This is a genomic window from Sphingobacterium sp. lm-10 (assembly GCF_023554555.1).
Lineage (GTDB): Bacteria > Bacteroidota > Bacteroidia > Sphingobacteriales > Sphingobacteriaceae > Sphingobacterium.
The window spans coordinates 72,523-98,023 of record NZ_JAMJWC010000004.1; the positions used below are offsets into that span (position 1 = coordinate 72,523).

Annotated in this window: 19 protein-coding genes; 9 read left to right on the plus strand and 10 right to left on the minus strand. The window is 43.2% G+C overall.

The window, feature by feature from the left end; translation table 11 throughout:
* Positions 1-88: 88 nt before the first annotated feature.
* A complete protein-coding gene (locus M8998_RS15780) occupies positions 89-1,225 on the plus strand; it encodes an acyl-CoA dehydrogenase (protein ID WP_249995008.1) in 1,137 nt (378 codons plus the stop codon).
* A gap of 58 nt (positions 1,226-1,283) precedes the next feature.
* Here M8998_RS15780 and M8998_RS15785 read toward each other — a convergent pair whose 3' ends face one another.
* The gene (locus M8998_RS15785) at positions 1,284-1,682 is read right to left on the minus strand and encodes a hypothetical protein (protein ID WP_249994581.1); all 399 of its coding nucleotides are present in this window, start codon (positions 1,680-1,682) and stop codon (positions 1,284-1,286) included.
* 182 nt (positions 1,683-1,864) lie between these two features.
* Positions 1,865-2,899: a glutamate 5-kinase gene (proB, locus tag M8998_RS15790; RefSeq protein WP_249994584.1), complete on the minus strand. Its 1,035-nt coding sequence runs from the start codon at positions 2,897-2,899 to the stop codon at positions 1,865-1,867.
* 113 nt (positions 2,900-3,012) lie between these two features.
* On the opposite strand from proB, the gene M8998_RS15795 reads away from it, so the two are divergent.
* Positions 3,013-6,021, plus strand: a complete 3,009-nt coding sequence (locus M8998_RS15795; protein ID WP_249994586.1) for a protein O-mannosyl-transferase family — start codon at positions 3,013-3,015, stop codon at positions 6,019-6,021.
* Positions 6,022-6,177: 156 nt separating this feature from the next.
* Here M8998_RS15795 and M8998_RS15800 read toward each other — a convergent pair whose 3' ends face one another.
* Together M8998_RS15800 and M8998_RS15805 are read right to left on the minus strand one after the other, a co-directional pair.
* Entirely contained in the window at positions 6,178-7,848 is a 1,671-nt protein-coding gene (locus M8998_RS15800) for a glutamine--tRNA ligase/YqeY domain fusion protein (RefSeq protein ID WP_249994588.1), read from the minus strand.
* Between the two features lie 69 nt (positions 7,849-7,917).
* On the minus strand, positions 7,918-8,091 hold the full coding sequence (locus tag M8998_RS15805) for a hypothetical protein (RefSeq protein WP_249994590.1): 174 nt from the start codon (positions 8,089-8,091) through the stop codon (positions 7,918-7,920).
* A gap of 184 nt (positions 8,092-8,275) precedes the next feature.
* Here M8998_RS15805 and M8998_RS15810 point away from each other — a divergent pair, with 184 nt between their 5' ends.
* The gene (locus M8998_RS15810; RefSeq protein ID WP_249994592.1) at positions 8,276-9,559 is read left to right on the plus strand and encodes a sugar MFS transporter; all 1,284 of its coding nucleotides are present in this window, start codon (positions 8,276-8,278) and stop codon (positions 9,557-9,559) included.
* Positions 9,560-9,735: 176 nt separating this feature from the next.
* Positions 9,736-10,992 (plus strand): hypothetical protein, encoded by a 1,257-nt coding sequence (locus M8998_RS15815; RefSeq protein WP_249994594.1) that lies wholly within the window; start codon positions 9,736-9,738, stop codon positions 10,990-10,992.
* A 91-nt stretch (positions 10,993-11,083) separates the two neighbouring features.
* On the opposite strand, the gene M8998_RS15820 is transcribed toward M8998_RS15815, so the two are convergent.
* A complete protein-coding gene (locus M8998_RS15820) occupies positions 11,084-11,731 on the minus strand; it encodes a carbonic anhydrase (protein WP_249994596.1) in 648 nt (215 codons plus the stop codon).
* Positions 11,732-12,106: 375 nt separating this feature from the next.
* On the opposite strand from M8998_RS15820, the gene M8998_RS15825 reads away from it, so the two are divergent.
* Positions 12,107-13,021 carry a sugar phosphate nucleotidyltransferase gene (locus M8998_RS15825; RefSeq protein WP_249994599.1) on the plus strand — a complete coding sequence of 305 codons (915 nt, stop codon included), beginning with the start codon at positions 12,107-12,109 and terminating at the stop codon, positions 13,019-13,021.
* A gap of 5 nt (positions 13,022-13,026) precedes the next feature.
* Here M8998_RS15825 and M8998_RS15830 read toward each other — a convergent pair whose 3' ends face one another.
* The gene (locus M8998_RS15830) at positions 13,027-14,307 is read right to left on the minus strand and encodes a replication-associated recombination protein A (RefSeq protein ID WP_249994601.1); all 1,281 of its coding nucleotides are present in this window, start codon (positions 14,305-14,307) and stop codon (positions 13,027-13,029) included.
* Positions 14,308-14,439: 132 nt separating this feature from the next.
* Between M8998_RS15830 and M8998_RS15835 the strand changes: the two genes are divergently transcribed.
* Entirely contained in the window at positions 14,440-15,522 is a 1,083-nt protein-coding gene (locus tag M8998_RS15835; protein WP_249994603.1) for a tetratricopeptide repeat protein, read from the plus strand.
* A gap of 123 nt (positions 15,523-15,645) precedes the next feature.
* Here the strand turns inward: M8998_RS15835 and M8998_RS15840 are convergent, their stop codons facing one another.
* The 3 genes from M8998_RS15840 to pgi all read right to left on the minus strand — a co-directional run bounded on the left by M8998_RS15840 (position 15,646) and on the right by pgi (position 21,430).
* Positions 15,646-17,760, minus strand: coding sequence for a carboxy terminal-processing peptidase (locus tag M8998_RS15840; RefSeq protein ID WP_249994605.1), 2,115 nt, complete (start codon positions 17,758-17,760; stop codon positions 15,646-15,648).
* Positions 17,761-18,054: 294 nt separating this feature from the next.
* Positions 18,055-19,662 (minus strand): M20/M25/M40 family metallo-hydrolase, encoded by a 1,608-nt coding sequence (locus M8998_RS15845; protein WP_249994607.1) that lies wholly within the window; start codon positions 19,660-19,662, stop codon positions 18,055-18,057.
* Between the two features lie 121 nt (positions 19,663-19,783).
* The gene (pgi, locus tag M8998_RS15850; protein ID WP_249994609.1) at positions 19,784-21,430 is read right to left on the minus strand and encodes a glucose-6-phosphate isomerase; all 1,647 of its coding nucleotides are present in this window, start codon (positions 21,428-21,430) and stop codon (positions 19,784-19,786) included.
* 145 nt (positions 21,431-21,575) lie between these two features.
* Between pgi and prfB the strand changes: the two genes are divergently transcribed.
* A protein-coding gene (prfB, locus tag M8998_RS15855; RefSeq protein ID WP_249994612.1) for a peptide chain release factor 2 occupies positions 21,576-22,659 on the plus strand; the annotation gives its coding sequence in 2 pieces (ribosomal slippage) (positions 21,576-21,635 and positions 21,637-22,659; 1,083 coding nt in all).
* Between the two features lie 309 nt (positions 22,660-22,968).
* On the opposite strand, the gene M8998_RS15860 is transcribed toward prfB, so the two are convergent.
* Positions 22,969-23,133, minus strand: coding sequence for an ATP-binding cassette domain-containing protein (locus M8998_RS15860; RefSeq protein ID WP_249994614.1), 165 nt, complete (start codon positions 23,131-23,133; stop codon positions 22,969-22,971).
* Between the two features lie 448 nt (positions 23,134-23,581).
* Between M8998_RS15860 and M8998_RS15865 the strand changes: the two genes are divergently transcribed.
* Positions 23,582-24,448 carry a TauD/TfdA dioxygenase family protein gene (locus M8998_RS15865; RefSeq protein ID WP_249994616.1) on the plus strand — a complete coding sequence of 289 codons (867 nt, stop codon included), beginning with the start codon at positions 23,582-23,584 and terminating at the stop codon, positions 24,446-24,448.
* A 45-nt stretch (positions 24,449-24,493) separates the two neighbouring features.
* Positions 24,494-25,501 carry a hypothetical protein gene (locus tag M8998_RS15870; protein WP_249994619.1) on the plus strand — a complete coding sequence of 336 codons (1,008 nt, stop codon included), beginning with the start codon at positions 24,494-24,496 and terminating at the stop codon, positions 25,499-25,501.

Here is a 25,501-nt window from a genome sequence, read left to right on the forward strand (position 1 = left end):
CCACTACATTAATAAATAAAAAGACCGTCATTTATTATGCTAGCATAATAAATTAATTTATATTTGGGTAACCAAGGTATACGATATGATGAACTTTAAGTTATCCGAAGAGCATAGTATGATCAGGGAAGCAGCTCGTGAATTTGCCCAAGAGTTGAAGATTGGCGTGATCGAACGGGATGAGAAAGCTCTTTTTCCACATGAATTCATGAAAAAAATGGCAGATTTAGGTTTTATGGGACTCATGGTGCCAGAAGCGTACGGCGGAGCGGGGTTAGATACGCTAGCTTATGTATTGGTGCTGGAAGAGATTGCAAAAATTGACGCTTCAGCTGCCGTAATCTTATCCGCACATAATTCCCTCGTTTTGTGGGGGCTAAATGAATACGGAACAGAAGAACAAAAGGAGAAATACTTGCGACCTTTGGCGACTGGTGAAAAACTAGGGGCCTTTGCCTTATCAGAACCAGAGGCAGGATCCGATGCTTCATCACAACACACTACAGCGGAAGATAAAGGCGATCACTATCTTTTGAATGGCACGAAAAATTGGATTACAAATGGTGGGAATGCAGATATATATCTGGTGATTGCACAAACGGATGCTGCTTTAGGACATCGCGGAATCAATGTATTGATTGTAGAGAAAGGAACACCGGGGTTTAGTATTGGTCCAAAAGAGAACAAATTAGGCATCCGTAGTTCGGATACGCATTCTTTGATGTTCTCAGACGCAAAAGTACCTAAGGAAAACCGCATCGGAGAAGATGGATTCGGATTTAAATTTGCCATGAAAACTCTGGATGGAGGACGGATCGGCATCGCTGCACAAGCCCTAGGCATAGCGGCTGGCGCATACGATCTGGCATTGGCTTATTCACAAGAACGCAAAACCTTTGGCAAGCCTATCAGTAACCATCAGGCAATACAATTCAAGTTGGCCGATATGGAGGTAGAAATCGAGGCGGCGCGCTTGCTAACTTACAAAGCGGCATGGACCAAAGATGAAGGCCTGCCTTACGGTAAAGAAGCTGCGATTGCAAAACTGCACAGCTCAGAGGTGGCGATGAAGCACACCGTTGAAGCAATACAGATCCATGGTGGATATGGCTATGTGAAGGAATACCACGTGGAACGACTAATGCGAGACGCGAAGATTACCCAGATTTACGAAGGCACCTCAGAGATACAGCGACTGGTGATTGCGCGGGAAATTTTGAAGTAAAGAATCTTTAGCTACAGTCAAATAAAAATCTACATTGTCAGACTTTCCAATCCACTATTTAGCCATGCTTCAGCGTGGCGTCAATCTTGGCTAAGTGATCGAAATCTTCGAAGGAGAAACTTCCTGTTTTGGCGGCATGATACTCCAGTAAACCCTTTGCTTTTTCCAACAAAGATTTATCAGTAGTTAGCAATCCGTCGTACATAAGCAGTAATGCTAACGGCCGAACCTGTTCTGATTGTAAGGTTTCATCGGTATAAGCTTTCAATCCAGTAATATCCAGGGATTGAAAGTAATCCCGTCCTTTGCCAAAATAAGTGATATATCCCTCAGCAACTTCCTCATCTTTATCAGAAGTGGATAAGCCACTCTCCCACTTTTCCACGACCAAACGCAGAAATTTTCCCATTTCATTGATCCAGTTCAGGATCGTATCTTTCTCTACTCGTATTCCCATTGTTATTATTTAAACGCCATGATTCCAGAACCAATAAGGTCTTCCCTCAGGCATATTTACACTAACTGTTGATCTCACTGCAATCCAAATTATTTCATTGTTTTGCCATGTAAATATAGTATTAAACGCGCTATTCTTCACAATAGATAAGCAACTGCATCATGTAGAAAAATAGGCCTTATCTACAATAACACAATATCGTCCGCATGTGCAACTTCCAGGTTCTTCTTTCCAGCCTGCATCCGAAGCTCCGACGAATCAATACGGGCTTTGGCAACCGCATGAACGACCTGTTGCTCATCGACCAGCTGGAAAATTTCTCCAGAAACAAAATCTCCGATAATCTGCCGAACACCTACGGCCAACAGGCTCTTTCTCGCCTTTAGTGCTTCGATCGCACCTGCGTCTACCTCCAACTTTCCCGAAATCAAACTTCCGGAAGCCATCCATTTGTGGCGTGATGATATCCGTTTGCCCTGCGCGCGGCATACGGTGCCCGTTTCGCCTTGAATCGCCTTCAGAAGGCCATCTTCTGTCTTCATACTAAAGATAACGGATTCTATGCCCATCTGGCTGGCCAACCGTGCAAAGTTGAGCTTCGACGTCATTCCTCCCAGACCTACGGCCGACTTATCTTTGCGGGCCAACCCGAGTACTGCGCTATCAATTTGCACAATCTCGGGCACCACGTTTCCCTGCGCATCCAACACACCTGGAACAGAGGTACTAAAAAGCAATTTCTCGGCACCAAAGCCCACCGCAATTAATGTTGCCAGTTCATCATTATCTGAAAACTTCAATTCCTGATTGCTGATCACATCATTCTCATTAGCGATCGGTATTATTTGGTTACGCCAAAGCGTTTCATAGGTGTTTTTCAATTGCAAAAACTGATCGCGATTGGCAAAATGCTGCCGCTCGCACAGACTTTGCGCCAGCGCAATTTGGAAAGGCTTAAAATAAGTGGCATAGGTCTGCAACAAGCGCGGGTTACCTATGGCCGCGGCAGCCTTCCGCTCGGAGAGCGTACCACGATAATGGGGCAGAAATCGCTTTCCGGCTGCCACTGCTCCCGACGACACGAGCACCATATTATAGTGTTGTTGCAATTTGCTGGCTTGCCGGGCAATTTCCAGAATGATGCGTTCATCTACGTCTCCCTGCTGGTCAGTGACCGCAGCAGAGCCAAACTTAATAACCAGTATGGGCTTCTTCATAACAAAGGTAAATTAGGGTAAATTTCTTGTTAACGCAAGTTTGTTAAGATTTGTTAATCATCCGGTTAGCCTGCAAATAATTCCTACTTTTAGAACGATTAAATTGCCTTATTATGAATTACAACAAATGGAACAACCTGACAGGGTGGGTGTGTGGCCTACTGGCGACGCTAGTGTATATATTCACCGCGGATCGCACCACCAGCTGGTGGGATACCGGCGAGTTTATTGCTTCGGCATACAAGCTACAGATTGTACATCAGCCGGGTGCGCCACTATTTCTCATGATTCAAAATATTTTTAGCAATCTCGCTGGGGGCGATGTCACGCGGGTCGCATTCTGGATGAATATCGGTTCAGCGATCTGTAGTGGCTTCACCATTGTCTTCCTTTGTTGGACCATTACGGCACTGGTGCGTAAAGTTTTGATACAGCGCGGCTCGGAACCTACCCATACGCAGCTTTTACAAATAATAAGCGCTGGCGCCATCGGTGCATTAGCCTATGCTTTTACCGACACGTTCTGGTATTCTGCCGTGGAGTCCGAAGTGTATGCCATGTCTTCTTTATGCACCGCAGTCGTGCTTTGGCTGGCTGTAAAATGGATGCATCGTGCCGATCAACCCGATGCCAACCGATGGCTATTACTGATTGCCTATGTCATGGGCTTATCCATCGGCGTACATTTGCTCAACCTGCTTACCATTCCAGCTATTGCTTTACTAGTCTATTTTCAGCTGAGCCAGAAAGCACATTGGAAAGGCGTGTTAAAAACCTTGCTAATCGGTGTAGCAGTACTTGGATTTATTCTTTGGGGAGTCATTCAATACACCGTGAAACTAGCCGCTTATGTAGATCTCACTTTTGTAAACACCTTCCACTTGCCTTTCGGTAGCGGGATCGTCTTTTTCTTTATGCTCTTAGCAACGGTGCTCATCTACGGATTGATCGTCTCCAAACAGCGTAACAAACCGATCTGGAATATCGCTATCCTGGGTACCTGCTTTGTTCTTTTTGGCTATAGCTCGTACACCTTTCTGCCCGTCCGTGCGCAAACAGAAATCGCATTGAATAATAATAATCCAGACGATGTATTTTCCCTATATGGCTACATCACCCGAGAGCAATACCCTTCAGAACCTTTGCTGAAGGGCCCAACATATAATGCGAATGCAATTGATGTCAATGAACAAACATTCTACCGAAAAGATCCTGCGCAATACACCGCAATCTCCTCAGGAAGATCCTATCAGTACGATAAGGAAATGCTATTTCCAAGGGTTTGGAGTGAGCGACATGCTTCCTATTATCAAAATTATCTAGGTTTGGCCGATGGACAAACACCTACCCAGGCAGATAACTTGAGTTTTTTCCTAGGTTATCAACTCAATCACATGTATTGGCGCTATTTTATGTGGAATTTTGTCGGCAGACAAAATGATACGCCTAATCCCATGGTTTCTTCTTTTAATGGGAATTGGCTATCTGGAATTACGCCAATCGATGAGGCACGTCTGGGTGGGCAACAAGCGTTAGATACCTTTCTGAAAAAAGATCCTTCGCGCAACACCTACTTCTTTCTGCCTCTGTTGATTGGTGTGGCTGGACTAATTTGGCATTTTCGGAAGAGTAAACGAGATGCTTTGGTCATTACCTTGCTTTTCTTCTTTACCGGGATCGCCATTGTCCTTTACCTCAATCAATCTCCATTGCAACCCCGAGAACGTGATTACGCATACGCTGGCTCTTTCTATATGTTCTCCATCTGGATTGGTATGGGAGCTTTGGCCATTACAGAAGTATTACGCAAACGGATGGCTTTACGCTGGGCTGCGGGTTCAGCAGTAGTCATCGGTATTTTGGCTGCACCAATTTTGTTGATGGTAGAGAACTGGGATGATCATGATCGATCAGACCGCATCATGGCGAAACACATGGCATACAATTACCTGGAATCCTGTGCACCTAATGCCATCTTATTCACCTATACAGATAATGACACGTTTCCATTGTGGTATCTACAGGAGGTGGAGCAAATACGACGTGATGTACGCGTGGTTAATATTGGATATTTACAATCCGACTGGTACCTCAAACAGTTGGTGCAGGATCAGGCCGATTTAAAGGCTTTGCCCATTGATATCGAACCACAGAAAATTGCAAAAGGTGTGCGCGACGGTTTGATGTTCGTAGATATGCAGATTGATGGGCATGTGGATGTGAAGACTTTATTAGACATTCTGCTTTCGGACGACCGTAGTAATCAGGTGCAAATGCAAAGCGGAACGTATGCAAACGTGCTACCCACCAAAAACTTCCAACTAGCTATTGATAAAGATGCCGTGATTGCGAATAATGTGGTTCCAAAAGCCTGGGAAGATAGCATTCCAGATCAATTGGAGTGGACTTACAACAAAAATTATGTATCGAGAGCCGAGCTCGGGCTGATGTCTTTGCTGGTGAATAATAATTGGGAACGTCCGGTGTATTTCTTTTCCAGAATGCCCGAAGAGCATACCATGGGGTTAGACAAATACTTGGTCTCGGAAGGGTTGGTGCATCGGTTAATGCCGGTAGAGCGTGGCCAATCCGTAGAACAGCCAACTCTGGTAAACATAGATACGCTATATGAAAATATCACGAAAAAACTGCAATGGGGAAATCTGAATACATTGGCACATTTGGATACGGATTCTCGCTTTATTTATGAGAATTTTCTATATCCAGACGTGCTACATCTGGCATTACAGGAATTGCGGCAACAGCATGCGATGGATAAAGCCGGTCGAGTAGCTGCTATCGCCTACAGAGAAAGACCAATGCAAGTACACAACCTTAGCCAAGTGTATCAAAACACATTGGTGATTGATACTTTATACAAAACGAAGCAAGCTGATGAAGCTAATACCATGTTGCAGCAAAATCTAGCATTTTTGGCAGCCGATATGGATTATAAAGCAGCAGTGTACGTGGATAAACAAGAGCCCGATGTACGGAATATTCGACTGGGGATGACGACTTTGGCGATGTATACCGAGATGTTGCAGGATGAAAAGTACCCTAAGTTACTAGCAGAGGTACAGGCTCTGGATGAGAAGTATCAGCGCATCTTTGGTCAATAAAACAGAAAGAGCGGGTGAAAAACAGCCTTTAAGATCAAAAAATCGTCATTGCGAGGAAGCCTGACGAAGCAATCTGCATTTTTCGAATATAAGATTGCTTCGTCGTCGTTCCTCCTTCTCGCAAAGACGTTTATGCTTTGCATATTGGGCGATCGTTTATCCCTTTTTCACTTCCTTCGCCCACGAATCTCGCAGCGTCACTGTACGGTTAAAGACCAGATGTGATGGCGTAGACTTGGTGTCTAAGGTATAATATCCCATCCGGATAAACTGGTATCCTCTACCCGGCTCAGCAGTTGCCAGATCGGGTTCTACATAAGCCTTTTCTACGATTTGCAAACTTTCTGGGTTGATTAAGGTCCGAAAATCTTCCGACGCGGCGGGATTTTCGTCTTGAAACAAACGATCGTATAATCGAACCTCTACCGTCTTGGCATGTGGTACCGATACCCAATGAATCGTTCCTTTCACTTTCAATCCTGAGGTATCTTCCCCAGATTTTGAGTTAGGTAAATAATTAACATGCACCTCGGTCACTTTCCCAGACTCGTCTTTCACGAAATCGTGACATTCTACAATATAGGCGTGTTTCAAACGCACCGATAAGCCTGGCCCTAACCGGAAGAATTTCTTTGGCGCGTTTTCCATAAAGTCTTCTCGCTCTATCCAAAGCTCACGGGAGAAGGGAATATCACGTGATCCTTCACCACCTTCTACCTCTGGATTATTTTCACCGACTAATATTTCTTCCTGTGCTTCCGGATAGTTGGTGATCACTAGTTTTATAGGATCGATGACGGCCATACGTCTCCAAGCCGTTTTATTCAGATCTTCGCGGATACAGAATTCCAATAAGCCCACGTCAATCATGTTCTCTCGCTTCTGTACGCCTATACGATCGCAGAAATTACGGATACTCGCAGGCGTGTAGCCACGACGGCGTAATCCTGAAATAGTAGGCATCCGTGGATCGTCCCAACTTTCTACCAAACCTTCGTTGACCAGTTGCAGCAACTTGCGTTTGCTCATCACGGTATAATTCAGATTCAGGCGCGAAAACTCGTATTGTTTAGAAGGGAAAATCTCCAATTTATTGATCAACCAATCGTATAGTGGACGATGTGGAATAAACTCCAAGGTACAGATCGAATGCGTGATTTTCTCAATCGCATCGGATTGTCCATGTGCAAAATCATACATGGGATAGATCTTCCACTTGTCGCCCGTACGATGGTGGTCCGCGTGTTTAATACGATATAACAAAGGGTCGCGCAGATGCATATTTGGATTCGCCAAATCAATTTTAGCGCGCAATACCTTTGCGCCATCAGGATAGACACCGTCACGCATTTCCTGAAATAATTGCAAGTTTTCCTCGATCGATCGATCGCGGTATGGCGTAGGCACACCAGGTTCGGTAGGCGTACCTTTAGCAGCTGCAATTTCCTCTGCCGTACTATCATCCACGTAAGCCAATCCCTGGCGAATCAACGACACCGCAAGTTCGTAAAGCTGATCGAAATAATCAGAGGTGTATAATTCATTTGCCCATTGGAAGCCTAACCACTGAATATCCTGTTTGATGCTTTCTACATATTCCGCATCTTCGGTTACCGGATTGGTATCGTCGAAGCGTAGATTAGTTTGCCCCTTATACCTGTTGGCTACCGAAAAGTTTAAACAGATAGATTTAGCATGACCAATATGCAGGTAACCATTCGGTTCCGGCGGAAAACGGGTCAATACACGTCCATCGTTCTTACCTTCCCGAAGATCCTCTTCGATGATTTCTTCGATAAAATTCAGTGATTTTTCTTCCTCTAACATCTTGCAAATTTAGGGAATTCAATGAGATTAACGCTATACCCTAAACAAATGAAATAACAGAAAATAGCGTTACAGATTACTTTCTAATGCCGACACTTCTCCTTTATATAGTTCGATTGGTCCGTCCAGCAGTAGCGCAATAACGGTTACATCAGGATCTAATCTTTCTTTTGGTATATCGACATATACAATCCCTGGAATCGAACTCCAATACAATTTGTCGAATATTTGATGCGCAAGCATGGATCCCTCTCTAACAATACAAACACGAGCGATAGTATTTTTTAGCTCTAATTATAAAATCGGAACATCCAGTAAGCGACTAAAAAATGCACACAAACGATTGATTTTTTGGAGAGGGGGTATAGACTTCAAAATATTTCGTAATCTTACCACTTGTATATAGCAAATCCAGATTACACTTCGTATGAAAATTATACCTACACAACAACCCTCATCGACTTTAGGTCCAATGATTATTATCGGGTCACTATTTTTTATCTTTGGGTTTGTCACTTGGCTAAATTCCTTATTGATCCCATACCTAAAGATCGCCTGTGAGCTTAGCGAGACACAATCCTACCTGGTCACCTTCGCTTTTTATATCTCCTACCTCGTCATGGCTCCGATATCAGCAAAAGTCCTAAAGCGATATGGGTTTAAAAAAGGCATGGGTATCTCTTTGGCTATCATGGCTTTGGGCGCTGCACTATTTATTCCGGCGGCTTTTCTCAGAGCCTATGAGCTATTTTTGCTGGGGCTATTTACGATTGGAGGAGGTCTGGCCATCCTGCAGACAGCGTCCAATCCATATATAACCATCCTAGGGCCGGTAGAATCGGCGGCAAAGCGTATCTCTATCATGGGTATCTTCAATAAGCTCGCTGGCGCTGCTGCTCCAATTGTGCTTGGTTTTTTCTTGAACTTGGACGAAGCAGATAAAATCGCGAGTCAGGTTAATTCGCTTAGCAAATCAGAACACAAGGCAGCTTTGGATGCGGTAGCGCTTCAGGTGGTGCATCCATACATGGGTATTGTGCTGGTTTTGGCAATCCTAGCCTACTTTATTATTAAATCTAACCTACCAGAAGTAGAGCCTCCTGAAGAAGAGGTTGAGGATTCTCTTTCAGAAGCACCAGAGAGAAACAGCATATGGGCTCATCGGCAAATTGTGCTGGGTTTTATTGCTTTATTCATGTACGTAGGCGTTGAGGTAATTGCCGGAGACACTATTATTGCTTACGGCAAGTCCTTGGGGATTCCACTCTCCCAAGCCAAATTTTTTACTGGATTGACCATGAGCGCCATGATTAGCGGCTATCTAATAGGAATATGGGCGATCCCAAGATTTATCGCGCAGGAGGTGGCTCTAAAATGGTGCGCCATACTAGGTATGATTTTTACAGTTATAATAGTCAGCACTACCGGTATGGTGTCTTTGGCTTTTGTCGCTATGCTAGGTCTGGCCAATTCCCTGGTATGGCCAGCGATATGGCCTCTAGCGTTGAGAGGAATGGGCCGGCTGACACCGTCAGCATCTGGACTCTTGGTCATGGGTATTGCCGGAGGGGCTGTTCTACCTTTAGCTTATGGCCAATTATCACAACTTATTGGCAATACACAAGCTTATTGGATTGTCTTTCCAAGTTATTTGTTCGTCCTTTATTACGCTACACTTGGGCATCGCACTAGTCATAAACAACGTCCTTAGCAATGATATGTCATTGTACAAAAGCATTAACAGTAAAGATTGATCTAAACACATTTTTGCAACCTGGAGCGGTTCGGGTTTTTAGGGAAAACTGAAAGTTAAACATCAAATTCTACATGCAAGCTTGAATAGGTCAGTATTAATAGTGAACTTTATTTCTCTAAAATAAAACGTTTATGAACTGGAAGCTATTGTTGTTGGCTTGTTGTATTCTGCCTGCCGCATTATTTGGACAGCATAAGCAAAAGAAGCCTTTGCTATTGGTATATGGTGAAGGGGCGGAAGCCTTTAGCGCGGCCTTGCAGAGTGCACTTTCGAATGTCCCTACCATTTGGGTAACACCTGGGGATGCACATTCGGCAATGAATACAGATGAGGCATGGAGCATTCCATCAGACTATCACTTGGATGGCGGCATCTGGATGAAGCTATTGATGGAAACGGGTCAACACAATGAACCGAACGATAGCGTAGCAGCGCTCGTCAAAAAGCATATTACACCTGGGCAATTGTGGCAGGCTGCTGAAGTCTTGCTACAAAAGGTGCCTCAACTTACGATTTTCCAACAGACAACTGTCAACAAGATTTCTTTGGGTCGGAGAGGATGGCAAGTACTGTTAAGTAATCGTAAACGTTATGACTTACGATCCATCGTTGATGCTTCAGAAAAGCAAACATTAATGATTAGGATTCCAACACTGGACAGGCAACAAGAACATACTGAAGAGGGCCACATGGGTAATCTACAAACGACACGTACTATCCTAGCCGTAGGCGAAGATCGAGGAGAGATACACCTATTAACTGCAAAACAGGTGTTCGATAACGTTAAAAATAATTTTTTCACCCTATATCCACTACACGCGTTAGCGTCAAGTCCCGAAAACATCGGCTTACGCATGCAGTTTGGGCAAGCTATAGGGGCTGCAGCAGCATATACTGCTTTTTTTAGAACAACTGTAGATAAAATAGATCTCCGCAAATTGCAATCGGAGCTACTGACTTACCAAAGCCGCCTATTCCCTGCTGTAGATGTGGCCACCGAAGATCCACATTTCAATAGCTGGCAGAAAATCTATCTAACCGGATTATTTGCACTGGACGATCACCGTTTTAAACCACAGAAAAAGGTGCATTATGCAGAAATCCAACCGGTGCTGGATCAGCTTTACTCCCGTAGCCAACTTTGGTTCATCGATCATGGTGGAGAAGAGTTATTGTGGAAAGATGCCATAGAGTTAGTAAAATTTCTGGGAGTCCGTGGTCAGGAGGTCAACAGACAGATTGCGGAAGAATGGAGCAGAAAACTTCAATTTGAGGGTTCATACGACCCTGAGCGTCCAATTACTCGTGGGGAACTCTCGGTACTATTAGATCAATTTGCTAATCCTTACGGCATATCCGTAACCCATAGCGGGGAGGTTAGAAGATAAAAGAAGAGGCTGTCTAAAAAGAAGGACATTGAAGATAAAAAATGCTTCTTTTAGACAGCCTCGTTATGTACATTTCAGGAATTCAATGAGCCTATTGGTAGGCAAATACTTTACCTAAATCCTCATTAGAATCAAAGGTACATTCCTGATTAATCAGTTCCCCAGTTCCGATGTTCACCACCATACCGTGAACCGCTAGATCCTGTCCGTTTTTCCAAGCATTTTGAACAATCGAAGTCGTGCATAAGTTAAATACCTGCTCTTTCACATTTAGCTCTACCAAACGATCTACCCGCTTTTCTTCGTCCGTTATACCATCAATCTCTTCCGAATGGAGGCGATATACATCTTTTATATGACACAACCAGTTGTCAATGATACCAAATTGTTTGCGACTTAAAGAGGCTGCCACACCACCGCATCCATAGTGGCCTGCAACGACAATATGTTTTATCTTTAATACATTTACGGCGTAATCCAATACGGAAAGCATACTCATATCGGAGTGTACGCACATATTAGCAATGTTGCGATGTACAAATACTTCGCCGGGCTTACGACCCGTAATTTCGTTGGCAGGAACCCGACTATCTGCGCAACCAATCCATAAGATCTCTGGACTTTGCCCTCTCGATAATTGATCGAACCGTCCGGATGTATCTTTGCTGACAAAGTCTACCCAACCCTTGTTACCTTCTAAAATTTCATTAAACCCTTGCTCTAAAGCTTGATTTCCCATAATATTTGATTTTATTGATATCTCTAATTATATGTGTTATCGTTATTCCACCCTTAAAGGCATCATCGCCCCTAAGGAGCGATGCTATCCCTTTCTATCTAACTAGTTACGTTTGAAAGAGCGGAATGTTTTAGGCGAGTATGCCTAATTTGTTTAATCTTCTACTGTACCATTCTACACTAATAGTCAGTGGAATCGTTAGGATCTTCTCTCCTTACTTATCTATCTAGCAAAATTTCCGCCAAAGACGTTTAAACATCTATCTATATGGCCTATTCATAACAAAATTAACAAAATTTATATGTCATGATATAATGTTTTATCTTTGGCACTTTGCTTGAAGATAAAGTTTAATAAAAGAAACAAAGGCAACTCATGAACAAACCCACTCTCGTAGTACTAGCAGCCGGAATGGCTAGCCGTTATGGCTCTCTGAAACAAGTTGACGGCTTCGGCCCACATAATGAGACGATCATAGACTATTCTATCTTCGATGCTATCCGTGCTGGCTTTGGTAAGGTCGTTTTCGTAATCCGCGAGGAGTTTGAAGAAGTGATGCGGAATACCTTCGACGAAAAGTTGCGTGGCAAGATTGATGTTGCTTACGCTTTTCAAAGCTTTGACCTTCGCCGATTTGGTATTGAGCGTGAAATCGAGCGCACGAAACCATGGGGTACGGCGCACGCTGTTATGTCTGCGAAGGAGCAGGTTCAGGAAAACTTCTGTGTTATCAACGCCGACGATTTTTACGGATTTGATGCCTTTGATAAAATGGCTAAGTTTCTTACAGACGATGTATCAGATAGCAATATGGCATTGATGGGCTTCCAGTTAGGGAACACGATGTCTGATTATGGATATGTTTCTCGTGGTGTTTGTGAAGTGGATGCAGAAGGTAATATGAAGTCTGTAACAGAGCGTACTAACATTTATTATGTGAAAGGCGAATCCGACAATACCAAGATTGTATATGAAGAAGACAATGTGCAATATGAGCTACCATTCGACACGCGTGTATCCATGAACTTTTGGGGTTTTACTCCGCATATTTTCAACGTTCTTCAGGAGTTGTTTCCTGATTTTGTGGAGCAGAATGCCGACAATCCCAAATCAGAATTCTTTATTCCAACCATCCCCGATTACATGGTGAAACGTGGCCTGGCAGATTTCAAAGTAATACCAACCTCGTCTAAATGGTTCGGCGTTACGTATAAGGAAGACAAACCCATTGTACAAGAAAGTATTTCCGAATTAATTCGGTTAGGTACCTACCCGGAAAAGCTATTCTAAGCAGGCTAATACCGGTACTTACCTTTCCACTTATCGCGCAACGATTGACGCACTTTATCCTCGGCCAAATTATGGCCGGGGTCATATAATTTCGTGCCTGACAACTCCTCTGGCATAAATTCCTGATTTACAAAATTGCCAGGAAAGGCGTGTGCATACTGGTATTCTGTACCATAGTCCAATTCCTTCATCAATTTTGTCGGTGCATTACGCAGATGGAGCGGAACGGATAAATCTCCCGTACGTTTGACCAATGCCTGCGCTTGGTTAATGGCCTCGTAAGATGCATTGCTCTTCGCAGAGCTGGCCAGGTAGGTAACGGTTTGCGATAAAATTATTCTGGATTCTGGCCAGCCAATCACATTCACCGCCTGAAAACAGTTGTTCGCCAGTAACAGCGCATTCGGATTAGCATTACCAATATCTTCTGACGCTAAAATCAGCAAGCGACGGGCGATAAATTTCGGGTCTTCCCCTCCAGCAATCATTCGTGCCAGCCAGTATACCGCAGCGTTGGGGTCGCTACCGCGAATGGATTTTATAAATGCAGAGATGATATCATAATGCTGTTCACCGGTTTTATCATACCGAGCCATATTTTGCTGTACTTGTTTCAGTACAAAATCATTATCAATTACTACTTTCTGTTGATCCGCAGCCTGCGCCACCAATTCTAATACATTGAGCAATCGACGGGCATCTCCTCCAGACAATCGCAGCAGGGCTTCATATTCTTTTATCTCGAGCTGTTGTTCGCGAAGTGTCTCGTCGGTACTCAATGCGTGTTGAATAATCGATACCAATTGTTCTTCAGAAAGTGACTCCAACACATACACCTGACATCTGGAGAGCAAAGCGCTAATTACTTCGAAAGACGGGTTCTCTGTGGTCGCACCAATTAGCGTAACTAGTCCTTTCTCTACAGCACCTAATAAGGAATCTTGCTGTGACTTCGAAAAACGGTGGATCTCATCAATAAACAGGATTGGTCGCTCTTGATTAAATTCAAAAAGTTGACGCGCCTTTTCGATGACCTCCCTTACTTCTTTAACACCGGCTTGAATTGCACTTAAGCTAAAAAAAGGCCGATCAATCTCTTTGGCAAAGAGTAGCGCTAACGTAGTCTTACCCACTCCCGGTGGGCCCCAAAGAATCATGGAGGGAATGTTTTTCTGCTGAATTGCGTTGTGCAGTACTGCTCCTTCACCTACGATATGACTTTGCCCGATGTAGTCGGAAAGGTGTTTTGGACGCATTCGTTCTGCTAAAGGTATCTTCGTTGTCATCTTCTCTTCCTATGCTTTTGAGCGCTACTTGTGCCTGCCTAAGTTAACAGATTTTCATCTGAATTGTGCATTTTGTTTCTCATCAAAACACTGCTAACTTACTCAATACTTTTGTACCTTAGCTTAAGAACGATGAAGCACATACAGAAAATATTTGTTACGGTCGGCTCGCTTTGCATCATAAGCGGCGTACATGCTCAATCGGCAAAACCGATAGGCGAAGACCTAAAATACAATCGCGCATTTGATGGAATTGGGCCGAAGGCCTATTTTCTTCCTGCCCCGCGTACAGAAAAGGAAATTTTAATAGACGACTATGCCGATAAGAAATCTTTTCAAGACTCTATCGAACGTGCTATGCAGTTTCAGGATCTGCTTACCGAATTTCGGTTTACCAGCAAAAGGCCTTTAGTGGGTCAACTCTATCAGCCTTTACCTGCTAATAACGAAGAGTGGAACAAAGCAATACATCAGGAAACTTCACTTGGCAATACGGCACTGGCGGCCGCGCTCTTGAATGAGTATGCCTGGCAATCTCTTAACAAGCGTTACGTACCGCAGGCTGTGGGCTTGTTGATTGGTGCCGTTGATCTAGAAAATGGCGCTGTAATGGAGGGTGATTTTTCAGCTTTGCAACGTAATTTGGCAGATGTATACCTATTTAATCGCAACTATCGCGAAGCAGCTGCTTTGCAAGAGCGCTTGTTGGCTAAATTGGACAAGCGTGCATCAATGGTGGAGCAGGCAAACAGTTGGATGAAAATCGCCTTAGTACAAGCATATCTCAAAGATTACAAACTAGCCGAAAATTCTATCATCCGCAAAGCGATTCCTTTGTACAATCGCGCGAAAGATCCGCAGAGTAAGGTATTGGCTTGGCAGCTACTCGCTACCATTTATCAGATGCATGATAAGCATACCGAAGCGCAGTGGTTCTTAATACAAGCCCGGGACCTGGCTACAGCCAGAAACTTCCGGCAGGATCTTGGCAAGATTGAATACATGCTTGCCTCTTCCAAACTTGCACAAAAAAACTACAAAATTGCTTTATTGGAATTTGCTAGAGCAGAGAAGTTGGCGGTTGATGATCAAGATCCGCTGCTAGAATTAGCGATTCGTGATAAGAAAGGCGAAGTTCATATTGCATTATCCCAATTCGAAGAGGCCAAAGAAGAGCTAGTGCAATACTGGAAATTGCGAGAAAAGCTATTTTAAGTTGCGCCAGTCTTAATAAGACTACTTGACAAAGACAAAGCGCTTCTCAAATTATTTGAGAAGCGCTTTGTCTTTGCACTATATCTGATTCATTGCGCTTCGCGCAATGAGATGTAACACGTTTTATTTCTTCAAGCGGATGTAATCTGTCATCACTGTCAGGCTTTCATCCAGAATGAAGTCGAACTCATGCTGTGGCTGTGGCTTGCCTTCTTCCCACAATGGCATACCTAGGTAAGCTCTCTGTTGGTTAATACGGTCTCGATTATCTTTTCGGAATTTATCCCGCTCGGCTTTCAACTTGACTTCATTCAAACTCACTTTAGGAATGGAATCTTCTTCATTAAACTTCTTGATATCTTCCATAAGAAAGCCATATGCAGGAGATTTCTCAATGCGTTTTTGATGCTTTTCGTTCAAGGCTTTATTTACCGTTTTTAAATCAGCCACCGGCTTAAATGGAGCCATTTTAATGGAATCCCAAGGCAACGCAGATGGCTCAGAGCTTTCGCCAAATTTATCTGCAGAGAACTGGGATGGGAATGACACATCCGCTTCTACGCCACGATGCTGTGTACTGCTTCCACTCACACGGTAATACATACCCATTGTCACATTGATCTGACCGAACTCGGGCGCACCCGCTGGAATGTTTTCATTTTTGCTTTCACTCGCATCCGATGCTTTCAGCAACAGACGGCTGGTGGTACTGATAAATCGAGACATATCTAAAGCAGACTGCACGGTACCTTTACCAAAGGTCGTAGAGCCTAAGATTACGCCTCGCCCGTAATCCTGAATAGCACCAGCGAAGATTTCTGAAGCCGACGCCGAGAACCTATTTACCATGACTCCTAGCGGACCATCCCAAGAAACACCTGGCTCACGATCGCTATTGATCTCTACGCGGTTGCGTACATCCTTCACTTGTACCACAGGACCCTGATCAATAAATAGACCAGTCAGCTCGATCGCTTCTTGCAAAGAACCACCACCATTATTTCGCAAATCCAACACGACTGCCTGCACATCTTTTTGTTTCAACGTATCCAGTATATACCGAATATCTCGCGTAGCGCTCTTATAATTTGGATCACGACGACGCAATGCCTCAAAATCAATATAGAATTTTGGCAAGCTGATCACGCCAACTTTGTAGTTAGCACCGTCATCGCCTTTTACCTCTTTGATTTCATATTTTGCAGATCCTTCTGCCAAGACAATCTTATCCCGAGTAAGCTCGACAATCTTCGGCTGTGCAGTCAAATCCTGACCTGCCGGGATTACGCGCAAACGAACTACCGTTCCTTTAGGACCTTTAATCTTCGATACCGCAGCATCCAATCGCCATCCTATGATATCTTCAAAATCTCCATCGCCTTGGGCAACACCAATAATACGATCATTGATCTTCAGTCGCTTATCTTTAAAAGCTGGTCCTCCAGCGATTATGTCAGTGATTTTAACGGTCTCATTCTCCATCATCAGCTGGGCACCAATACCTTCTAGCGTGTTAGACATACTTTCGTTAAATGCTTGTGCAAAGAATGGATTGTAATAAGTAGTGTGAGGATCTACCGCATCGGTTAATGAACCCATCACCACTTGAAACACCTCATTGGAATCAATCTTCTTAGCTTGAGAGATTAGGTTTTTGTAGCGAGATCGCAACACCTCTTTATGCTTATCCATGCTAGTGGTGTCACTACCGATAAGCTTTAGGTTTAGCAGGTCATACTTCACACGTTTACGCCATTGGTCTTTCAGCTCATCCTGAGTTTTGAACCAACCCAGCTTCTCCCTATTGTTGATATATTCTTCTTCTATGGTAAAATCATGCTCCACATCTACTTGAGATAGCGCATATTCCATACTCTCAATATAGCGCTTTGCATATTGATTAAACATATAGAAGGGGGCGGATAAATCGCCGTCTTTGAAATCCTGACTGATAGAATTGCGAAACTGTTCAAAATCATCGATATCGGATTGTAGCAAGTACACCTTGCCCATATCTACGCTATTCAATAAGTTGGTATAAACGATATTCGAAAGAGAATCGCCCATAGCTACTTTCTTGTAACTGATATTCTCCAAAATATTGGCAACCTCTTTGGCAATAACCTCGTGCTGCGCTGAAGGTTTTAAGGCCTCCCCCTCATTCAGACTTACTCTAGGTTTCGATCCACAGGCCAATACCGACACTAACACCAACGAAACTAATAACTGTTTAAACATATATACTGTCTGATTTAAATGTATCATTCTAAGAATTAAAATCCGAACCTTTTGCACGCACTATCTTTCACCAAGATAGGAAACATTTTGCGATGTGCCGGGGGATTACTTGTGTAAATTTAATGAATTATCTACCAAGTAAGCTTCCATTTAAGATTTATTAACTAATTCCCAAATCTTACCCCGGGTGCATTTTCGAGCTGATGCCATAATTCATTTACTCGAAAAGGCTGCACAGTATCCTGAACAGCCTCCTGGGCAAAATGTTTGCGTATCAGCTACACATGATTCTTACTAATAACCTACTCCAGTACGTCTTGGCTGGCGAATCGTTGGCCAAGGGTTTGGCTGCCCGTTACGTCCTGCAGGCATCACACGTTGCTCACGGTCGACCAATTCGGGCTCTTCAGAGGCCTTATAAGCCATGGTGGCCGTCAGAATAACATTGCTCCTCAAATCATCGAACACCAATTTATCATAGGTATCGAGATTGGTATGCCAGGTAATGCTAAAATACCCCCAAGATAGAGAACTCAGCATAAAAGCCGGAATGCCAGCCGCCACAAAGGAGGCATGATCTGAGCCGCCCCCGCCCGGATTTCCAGGAAAGGTAGTTTTAATTTCTTTAGTAATATTACTCGGCACGGCAGATAACCAACGGCCTAGATAGTCATAAGAGTGCACGAAACCCGATCCGTCGATATTAACCACACGCCCGGTACCATTATCTAAATTAAATACCGCTTGTGTTTTTTCTACGATATCTGGATTATCAATAACGAATGCGCGAGAACCATTCAAGCCCTGCTCTTCGCTACCCCATAATCCGATCAAAATGGTACGCTTCGGATTCGGCAAAATCTTCTTCAGCACACGGGCGACTTCCATCATGGTGACCGTACCTGTACCGTTATCAGTCGCGCCAGAACCTCCCTCCCAGGAGTCCAAATGCGCCGATAGGATCACATATTCATCTGGAAATTCTGTCCCTTTGATTTCCGCAATGGTATTGAAAGATGGTACTACGCCCAAAGACTTCGAAGCGGTTTCGACCTGAATTCTTGGTTTATGTCCGCGCTCGGCCAGTCGATGTAGAATACCGTAGTCTTCTAAGGAGATATCGAGTGAAGGTACCATTTTAGAACGTGCACCAAAGATTTTGTTAGCCCCAAATTCCCAGGACCAGTAGCTTGTAAGAATACCTACTGCACCCGCCTCTTCTAGAATCGACGGTAAGGAGTTCGCAGAAAAACCAGTTTTGGCTACATTCGCATTCCAAATCGTCGTTAAAGAATCGCGTTGAGATTTCATTTTTGCGATGGACTCTGGTGTTCCATATTCTGTCCAGTTATAATCCGGGCGGCCGGTGGGCTGCGGTTGTGAAATCATCACATATTTACCTTTTACTTGTGGCAACCATTTCCGGAAATCCAACGAATCTTTCCACTGAGGCATGGTGATTACCTCTGCCTCTACCGCTTTGCCGTTCGTACTTGGGCTCCAAGCTAATTGTGTTCCGGCCAAAGTTTTGACACGAGGATGCACCATATCAATATGTGAAATGCCACGTTCCCAACCATGCCATTCGCCAAATTGTTGTTTTTCGGCCTTAATTCCCCAGCTTTGAAATTTCTCGACAGTCCAATCATTTGCCTTAGTCATCTGTGGCGTACCCACCAAACGGGGGCCAACGACATCCAGTAATTCGAAAGCCAAATCCTCCAACTGAGAATTATTATTAGCTTCGTTTACAATTTGTTGGATAATTGGATCTGTAATTGGCATTTCTGCTTGTGCACGACCGCGCTGTGCGTGTCCAACAGAAATACCTGTCAGCCATATCGCGCCAACTAGCAAGCGTGCGCCATTGTTTTTAAGTTTTGACCTCAAGGGGCTTTTCATAATGGTAATGTTAAAGGTTAAAAGCAGCGAACTCATGATTTTCGTCATGAGTTCGCTCTAAAAGTCGGAAATAGCGACCACAATAAGAACATTGTGTCTTTATTTTTACAATAATTCTGTCTTAGCGCCACTTTTTATACTGATTAATCAGGCCATTTGTAGAACTATCGTGTGAAGTGATGTTATCTTCACTGTTTAACTCCGGTAATATCTGATTTGCCAGTTGTTTACCCAATTCTACCCCCCATTGATCGAAAGAGAATATATTCCATATAACACCTTGCACAAAAATTTTATGCTCGTAGAGCGCAATTAGGGCTCCCAAAGTATGCGGTGTAATTTTCTTGATCAAGAATGAATTACTCGGTCGGTTTCCTTCAAACACTTTGAAAGCCTTCAACTTCTCTATATCTTCTGCGGACTTTCCTGCCTTCTGCAATTCTGCCACCACCACATCTTCTTCCTTGCCATTCATCAACGCTTCGGTTTGAGCGAAAAAGTTGGACAACAGTAGCGTATGGTGATTACCAATCGGGTTGTGCGATATAGCGGGTGCGATAAAATCACAAGGAATTAATTTCGTTCCCTGATGAATGAGCTGATAGAACGCATGCTGCCCATTGGTGCCTGGTTCTCCCCAGATAATAGGGCCGGTTTCATACTCCACACGCGCGCCATTGCGATCCACATATTTCCCGTTACTTTCCATATCACCTTGTTGAAAGTAAGCAGCAAAGCGATGTAGATATTGATCGTAAGGCAGGATAGCATGGCTCTCCGATTGGAAGAAATTATTATACCACACACCTAGCAAGGCTAAGATTACAGGGATATTCTCTTCAAAATCTACTTTCTGAAAATGAACATCTGTCTCGTGTGCTCCAGCCAATAGTTCTTCGAAATGATCAAAACCGATGCTTAATGCAATGGATAATCCGATAGCAGACCATAGAGAGTAACGTCCACCAACCCAGTCCCAAAAGGCAAACATATTGTCGGTATCGATACCAAATTCTGCTACGGCAGATGCATTCGTGCTCAATGCCGCAAAGTGCTTCGCTACGTCTGCCTGTGACGCTCCTGCTGCCAAAAACCATTCTTTGGCAGAATTAGCGTTCGCCATCGTTTCTTGCGTCGTGAATGTCTTGGAAGCGATCAGAAATAAGGTCGTTTCTGGATCTACTTTTTTCAGCACCTCTGCGATGTGCGTGCCATCAACATTAGATACAAAATGGGAGTTGATCTGCGTTTTGTAGGACTTGAGCGCTTCGGTAACCATTACTGGTCCTAGGTCAGAACCGCCAATACCAATATTAACGACATCGGTAATCTCCTTACCCGTAAACCCTTTCCAACTGCCAGAATGTATTTGCTCGCAAAAAGCTTTCATCTGTTCTAAAACAGCGTTCACCTGTGGCATCACATCTTTTCCGTCTACCAGCACCGGACTATTACTGCGATTGCGCAATGCTGTATGCAGTACCGGCCGACCCTCTGTCTCGTTAATAGTTTCGCCAGAAAACATCGCCTTGATAGCTTCCTCCAATTTACACTCCCGAGCTAGCTGAATCAGTAGCGCTTTCGTCTCATCGTTGATCCGGTTTTTAGAATAATCTAACAAGATATCTCCAAAATAGATGGAGAACTTACCGAAGCGATCTGCATCTTGCGTGAAAAGGTCTTTAATAGTATGTTTATTAATATCTATAAAGTGGTCTACAAGATATTTGTACGCAGTGGTGGTTGTAAAATCAATTTTAGGTAGCATAAACTTTATTCTTTTATTATAGCCAAACTTACGTAAAAATGGGCAATTATTGGTGGGTTTTGGTATTGCTCCAACCCTTTGGTCTTACTTCTTTTGATTTTCGTACCTAAATGAACATCTTTGTACTCTTGTAAAACGCAAAAGCATGACAAAAGAACAAATTCAAGACTTGAGGGATCGTGTTACGTCCCTAAGGAGGCATCTTTGACATTGATGTCCGAAAAAAATCAGTAGAAGAAGAGACCGAGATTACGCTACGCCCAGATTTCTGGGATGATAGTAAGGCTGCCGAAAGGGTACTCTTGTCTATTAAGAATACCAAGGTATGGACGGATCAGTTTGATGAAATGTCTGCTGCAGTAGATGATACAGCAGTAATGTATGATTTTTTCCAGAGTGGTGATGCGACGGATCAAGAGCTTGATGAGCAATATCAAATTGCCTTGGAGAATGTCGAAGAGCTGGAATTCAAAAATATGCTAAGCGCCGAGGAAGATCAGCTGGATGCGATCTTGCAGATTACAGCGGGTGCCGGTGGTACCGAAAGCTGCGATTGGGCAGCGATGTTGATGCGTATGTACATTATGTGGGGTGAGAAACATGGCTGCAAAGTCACGGAGCAAGATTATCAGGCCGGCGATGTCGCCGGTATTAAATCGGTCACCTTACAATTTTCCGGCAACTTCTCGTATGGCTATTTGAAAGGAGAAAATGGCGTGCATCGTCTGGTACGGATCTCTCCGTTTGATTCCAATGCAAAGCGACATACGTCTTTTGCTTCTGTTTATGTGTATCCATTAGTGGATGATAATATCGAAATCGACGTCAAAGATTCAGAAATCGAATGGGATACTTTCCGGGCCGGTGGTGCTGGAGGACAAAACGTGAACAAGGTAGAAACAGCTGTGCGATTGCATCATAAGCCGACAGGTATTATTATCAAAAACCAGGAAACACGCTCTCAATTACAGAATAAAGAAAATGCCCTTCGATTGCTAAAATCTCAATTATACGAAATTGAAATGCGCAAACGCGAGGAAGCTACTGCTGTGATAGAAGGTTCGAAAAAGAAAATAGAATGGGGATCGCAAATTCGAAATTATGTGCTTCACCCCTACAAGCTAATTAAAGACCTCCGAACCAACAAGGAAACATCCAATACGCAGGCCGTGTTAGATGGTGAGCTGGATGAATTCCTGAAAGCGTATTTAATGGAGTTTGGAGGATAAGATCCAAAAAATAAGTTTAAGAGAGGTCTATACTTATGCATAGACCTCTCTTTTTGATGTTGAAGAGCAAACCTGCTGATTTATGGAAATCACGTGTACTTTATTTGCTCGAAAAACTCTGTTTTTGTGTGATACCCAACCCCTCCACAAAGACAGAAATGATATTCAACCTCACCCTGAAGAATATCCGTGCAGCGCCCTAAGCTTAGGTTGTACTCCCAGCGCTTCCGCTACCGTCTAATTGATCAAACTGGCCAACGTGCTAAGGAACCAAATAAACCTGTTTGCCCATTGGATGATCTTTCCTTCCTAAGGTTGGATCTTTTTATTCATCACACTCAACAGCAATGATTTCCCAGCCCCGTTTTTGCCGACGAGGCCAACTTTTTCATGAGCAAGTAAGGTGAGGTCTATTCCGGACAGCAGCGCGTTGCCGTCGGGCAATGTGTAGGAGATATTCTTTAATTTGAGCATAATTTATTTTTCATAGCTAAGGATTGTATGCCTCATTGCAGAGGACATATTTTTCCAAGCAGAAACACGTTGTCAGGCTCTTTCTAGATATAATAACGTACCGCTGTTGCATGCCGTTTAAATTTACACCTCCTTCTGTATTCACATTATTAAGAATATATTAATTCTTCGAAAACCTACACAAGTGTCGATTTTTTTTAAATAATTTTATTCTACACTAATTAATTTAAAAAAATAGTCGCTGATCTGTGAAAAAGTGGCGTGATTTTGATACCATATTTTGAGTAATGGCACTGATATTAAACTGTGCGGTTCCACTCACCCGGCTGGCCCAAGATTGAAAAATAATCAGCTGGACATAATATTGAAACCTGTCAAACTTTACATGCACAGTTGAAGACTTTTTCGAATAAACAACGGATCTCTGTTCTTACCTAAAAATAACATTATGAAAAAAATTGTGGAAACACTGGAGTATGAAGGGGCTAAAAGTTTCGGGATTTCTCGTCGATTAAACAATATCGGCATTGAAATCAATGGCGTCGATTTAAAGGAATTAAACGCAGATGAAATTCAATTTATCAAACAGCTATTGGCTCAGGAATCTCTGATTATTTTCCGAAATCAAGCATTGGACGATAAAGATCTAGTAAGTTTTGCCGAAAAAGTTGGCAATGGCAAACTGGAACCGTCCGCAAGTAAAATTAACCACGGCAGGCAATATAAGGAAGTTGGTTATATCACTAACTTAAAAGATCAGGATGGAAATTATATAGGTTTTCATAATAACACAACCGATTTTTGGCATTCTGACCAAGAATTTCGTGAAAATCCGGCATCAATAGGTGTTTTATTTTGTCTCATCCCTCCTGAGATCGAGGGCCAGACGAGCTTCGTTAGTACGACTACCGATTTTTTTAGTCAGGAGTTTATAGAAATGATGCGACCCCTTTTGAGTTCCAGATTACCTGCCACGTTTCATGATAATATCCTGCATCAAAAAATTGCGCATCCTGTTATATTGACAAACCCACTTACCCATAAAGCTTACGTATACGTCAGTGAAAACACCATCGATTTATTAGACTCCGATTTAAATGTACAGCCCCACAAGAAAGAGGAATTGTTAGAGGTGATATTACATCCTGACAATATCTATAAACACGATTGGAAGAGCGGTGACACGATATTATATGATAATACGCAACTCTTACATAGACGAGAATCCTATGGTGGGATTCGGTTTTTAAAAGCGTTAAAGATCTATCCAGATCCCGAATTTCACACAAAAATAACTGGCCGTGTGATTCTGTAATTTAACATCTCTACATAAATTGTTTTATCATTAACCATAAATCTTATGTTGACCAGAGACATAGAACAATTAATGCTTCCCAAGCATCGTTCTGAACAAATCACTTCCCTGATTCAGGAAAGCAACGAAACGTACATCCCTCAACGTGCTTTGAAAGCTCCCGACGGAATACCTATCCGGGTAGGCATGGCTGGCGGATTGCCAAACAATAGCATTACTAGCGACTTGGTATCGGGTTGTCTGTCTGCTAAACAAGCCTGTTATGGAACGTGCTTTGCCGCCAAAGCATTCTGGGGGCAGGGTATAGATTTTGGTGTGCGCGTAGAAAACACATTAAATAAATCGCTTGTTGAGCAGGATATTGATAAATTGCCGACTACTCAAAGGTATATTCGAAATGGTTGGAATAGTGATCCGTCCTGGAATTGGGAAAAAGGCCTTGAGCTAACACGAATCGTCCGAGATAAAGGGTTATTAATGATTTTTATATCCAAAGCATTCCGTGCAATAGATGAGTCTTTAATGAAAGGCTTTGTCGAAAATAAAGCAGAAATGCGTATTTCGTTGAGCGGCTTGGACAATAATGCGCAATTGAAAAAAAGATTGGAATTTATTTTAAGCTATCGAGATGCCGGAGGAGTGGCGATTCCTGTGATCATGTCTGCGTGTTACAATGATGAAGAAATGAATAAGCGACAAGAATTTCTGGTTGACTGGGTATTGAAAAATGATTTTCCTGCGGCAGAAAACAGCCTTCGCTTTCCGATTGATGCTCCGGTAACTTCGTTGATTGACCTTCAAAAAACTCAATTTATAAAGGATTCAAATGATGTATGGAGCGGCCGATTATTTTCAGATCGTTTGTTGTTTCCGACCACCACAAGTATGCCGGATGACTATGATGGATTGTCTTCGGGATATGCATCCCAGATTGACAAAAGTCAATTAAAAGCACTTTTCGTGGATCCCGTTAAAACCCATGATCAGGTGATGTCTAATCCAGATGGTTTTGTTCCCCCTCAGAAAAGTGGAGTTCCAGAATATCGTACTTAA

Coding starts and splice junctions, on each gene's coding strand:
- M8998_RS15780 (WP_249995008.1), top strand. CDS start 89: ATGAACTTTAAGTTATCCGAAGAGCATAGTATGATCAGGGAAGCAGCT.
- M8998_RS15785 (WP_249994581.1), bottom strand. CDS start 1,682: ATGGGAATACGAGTAGAGAAAGATACGATCCTGAACTGGATCAATGAA.
- proB (WP_249994584.1), bottom strand. CDS start 2,899: ATGAAGAAGCCCATACTGGTTATTAAGTTTGGCTCTGCTGCGGTCACT.
- M8998_RS15795 (WP_249994586.1), top strand. CDS start 3,013: ATGAATTACAACAAATGGAACAACCTGACAGGGTGGGTGTGTGGCCTA.
- M8998_RS15800 (WP_249994588.1), bottom strand. CDS start 7,848: ATGTTAGAGGAAGAAAAATCACTGAATTTTATCGAAGAAATCATCGAA.
- M8998_RS15805 (WP_249994590.1), bottom strand. CDS start 8,091: ATGCTTGCGCATCAAATATTCGACAAATTGTATTGGAGTTCGATTCCA.
- M8998_RS15810 (WP_249994592.1), top strand. CDS start 8,276: ATGAAAATTATACCTACACAACAACCCTCATCGACTTTAGGTCCAATG.
- M8998_RS15815 (WP_249994594.1), top strand. CDS start 9,736: ATGAACTGGAAGCTATTGTTGTTGGCTTGTTGTATTCTGCCTGCCGCA.
- M8998_RS15820 (WP_249994596.1), bottom strand. CDS start 11,731: ATGGGAAATCAAGCTTTAGAGCAAGGGTTTAATGAAATTTTAGAAGGT.
- M8998_RS15825 (WP_249994599.1), top strand. CDS start 12,107: ATGAACAAACCCACTCTCGTAGTACTAGCAGCCGGAATGGCTAGCCGT.
- M8998_RS15830 (WP_249994601.1), bottom strand. CDS start 14,307: ATGACAACGAAGATACCTTTAGCAGAACGAATGCGTCCAAAACACCTT.
- M8998_RS15835 (WP_249994603.1), top strand. CDS start 14,440: ATGAAGCACATACAGAAAATATTTGTTACGGTCGGCTCGCTTTGCATC.
- M8998_RS15840 (WP_249994605.1), bottom strand. CDS start 17,760: ATGTTTAAACAGTTATTAGTTTCGTTGGTGTTAGTGTCGGTATTGGCC.
- M8998_RS15845 (WP_249994607.1), bottom strand. CDS start 19,662: ATGAAAAGCCCCTTGAGGTCAAAACTTAAAAACAATGGCGCACGCTTG.
- pgi (WP_249994609.1), bottom strand. CDS start 21,430: ATGCTACCTAAAATTGATTTTACAACCACCACTGCGTACAAATATCTT.
- M8998_RS15860 (WP_249994614.1), bottom strand. CDS start 23,133: ATGCTCAAATTAAAGAATATCTCCTACACATTGCCCGACGGCAACGCG.
- M8998_RS15865 (WP_249994616.1), top strand. CDS start 23,582: ATGAAAAAAATTGTGGAAACACTGGAGTATGAAGGGGCTAAAAGTTTC.
- M8998_RS15870 (WP_249994619.1), top strand. CDS start 24,494: ATGTTGACCAGAGACATAGAACAATTAATGCTTCCCAAGCATCGTTCT.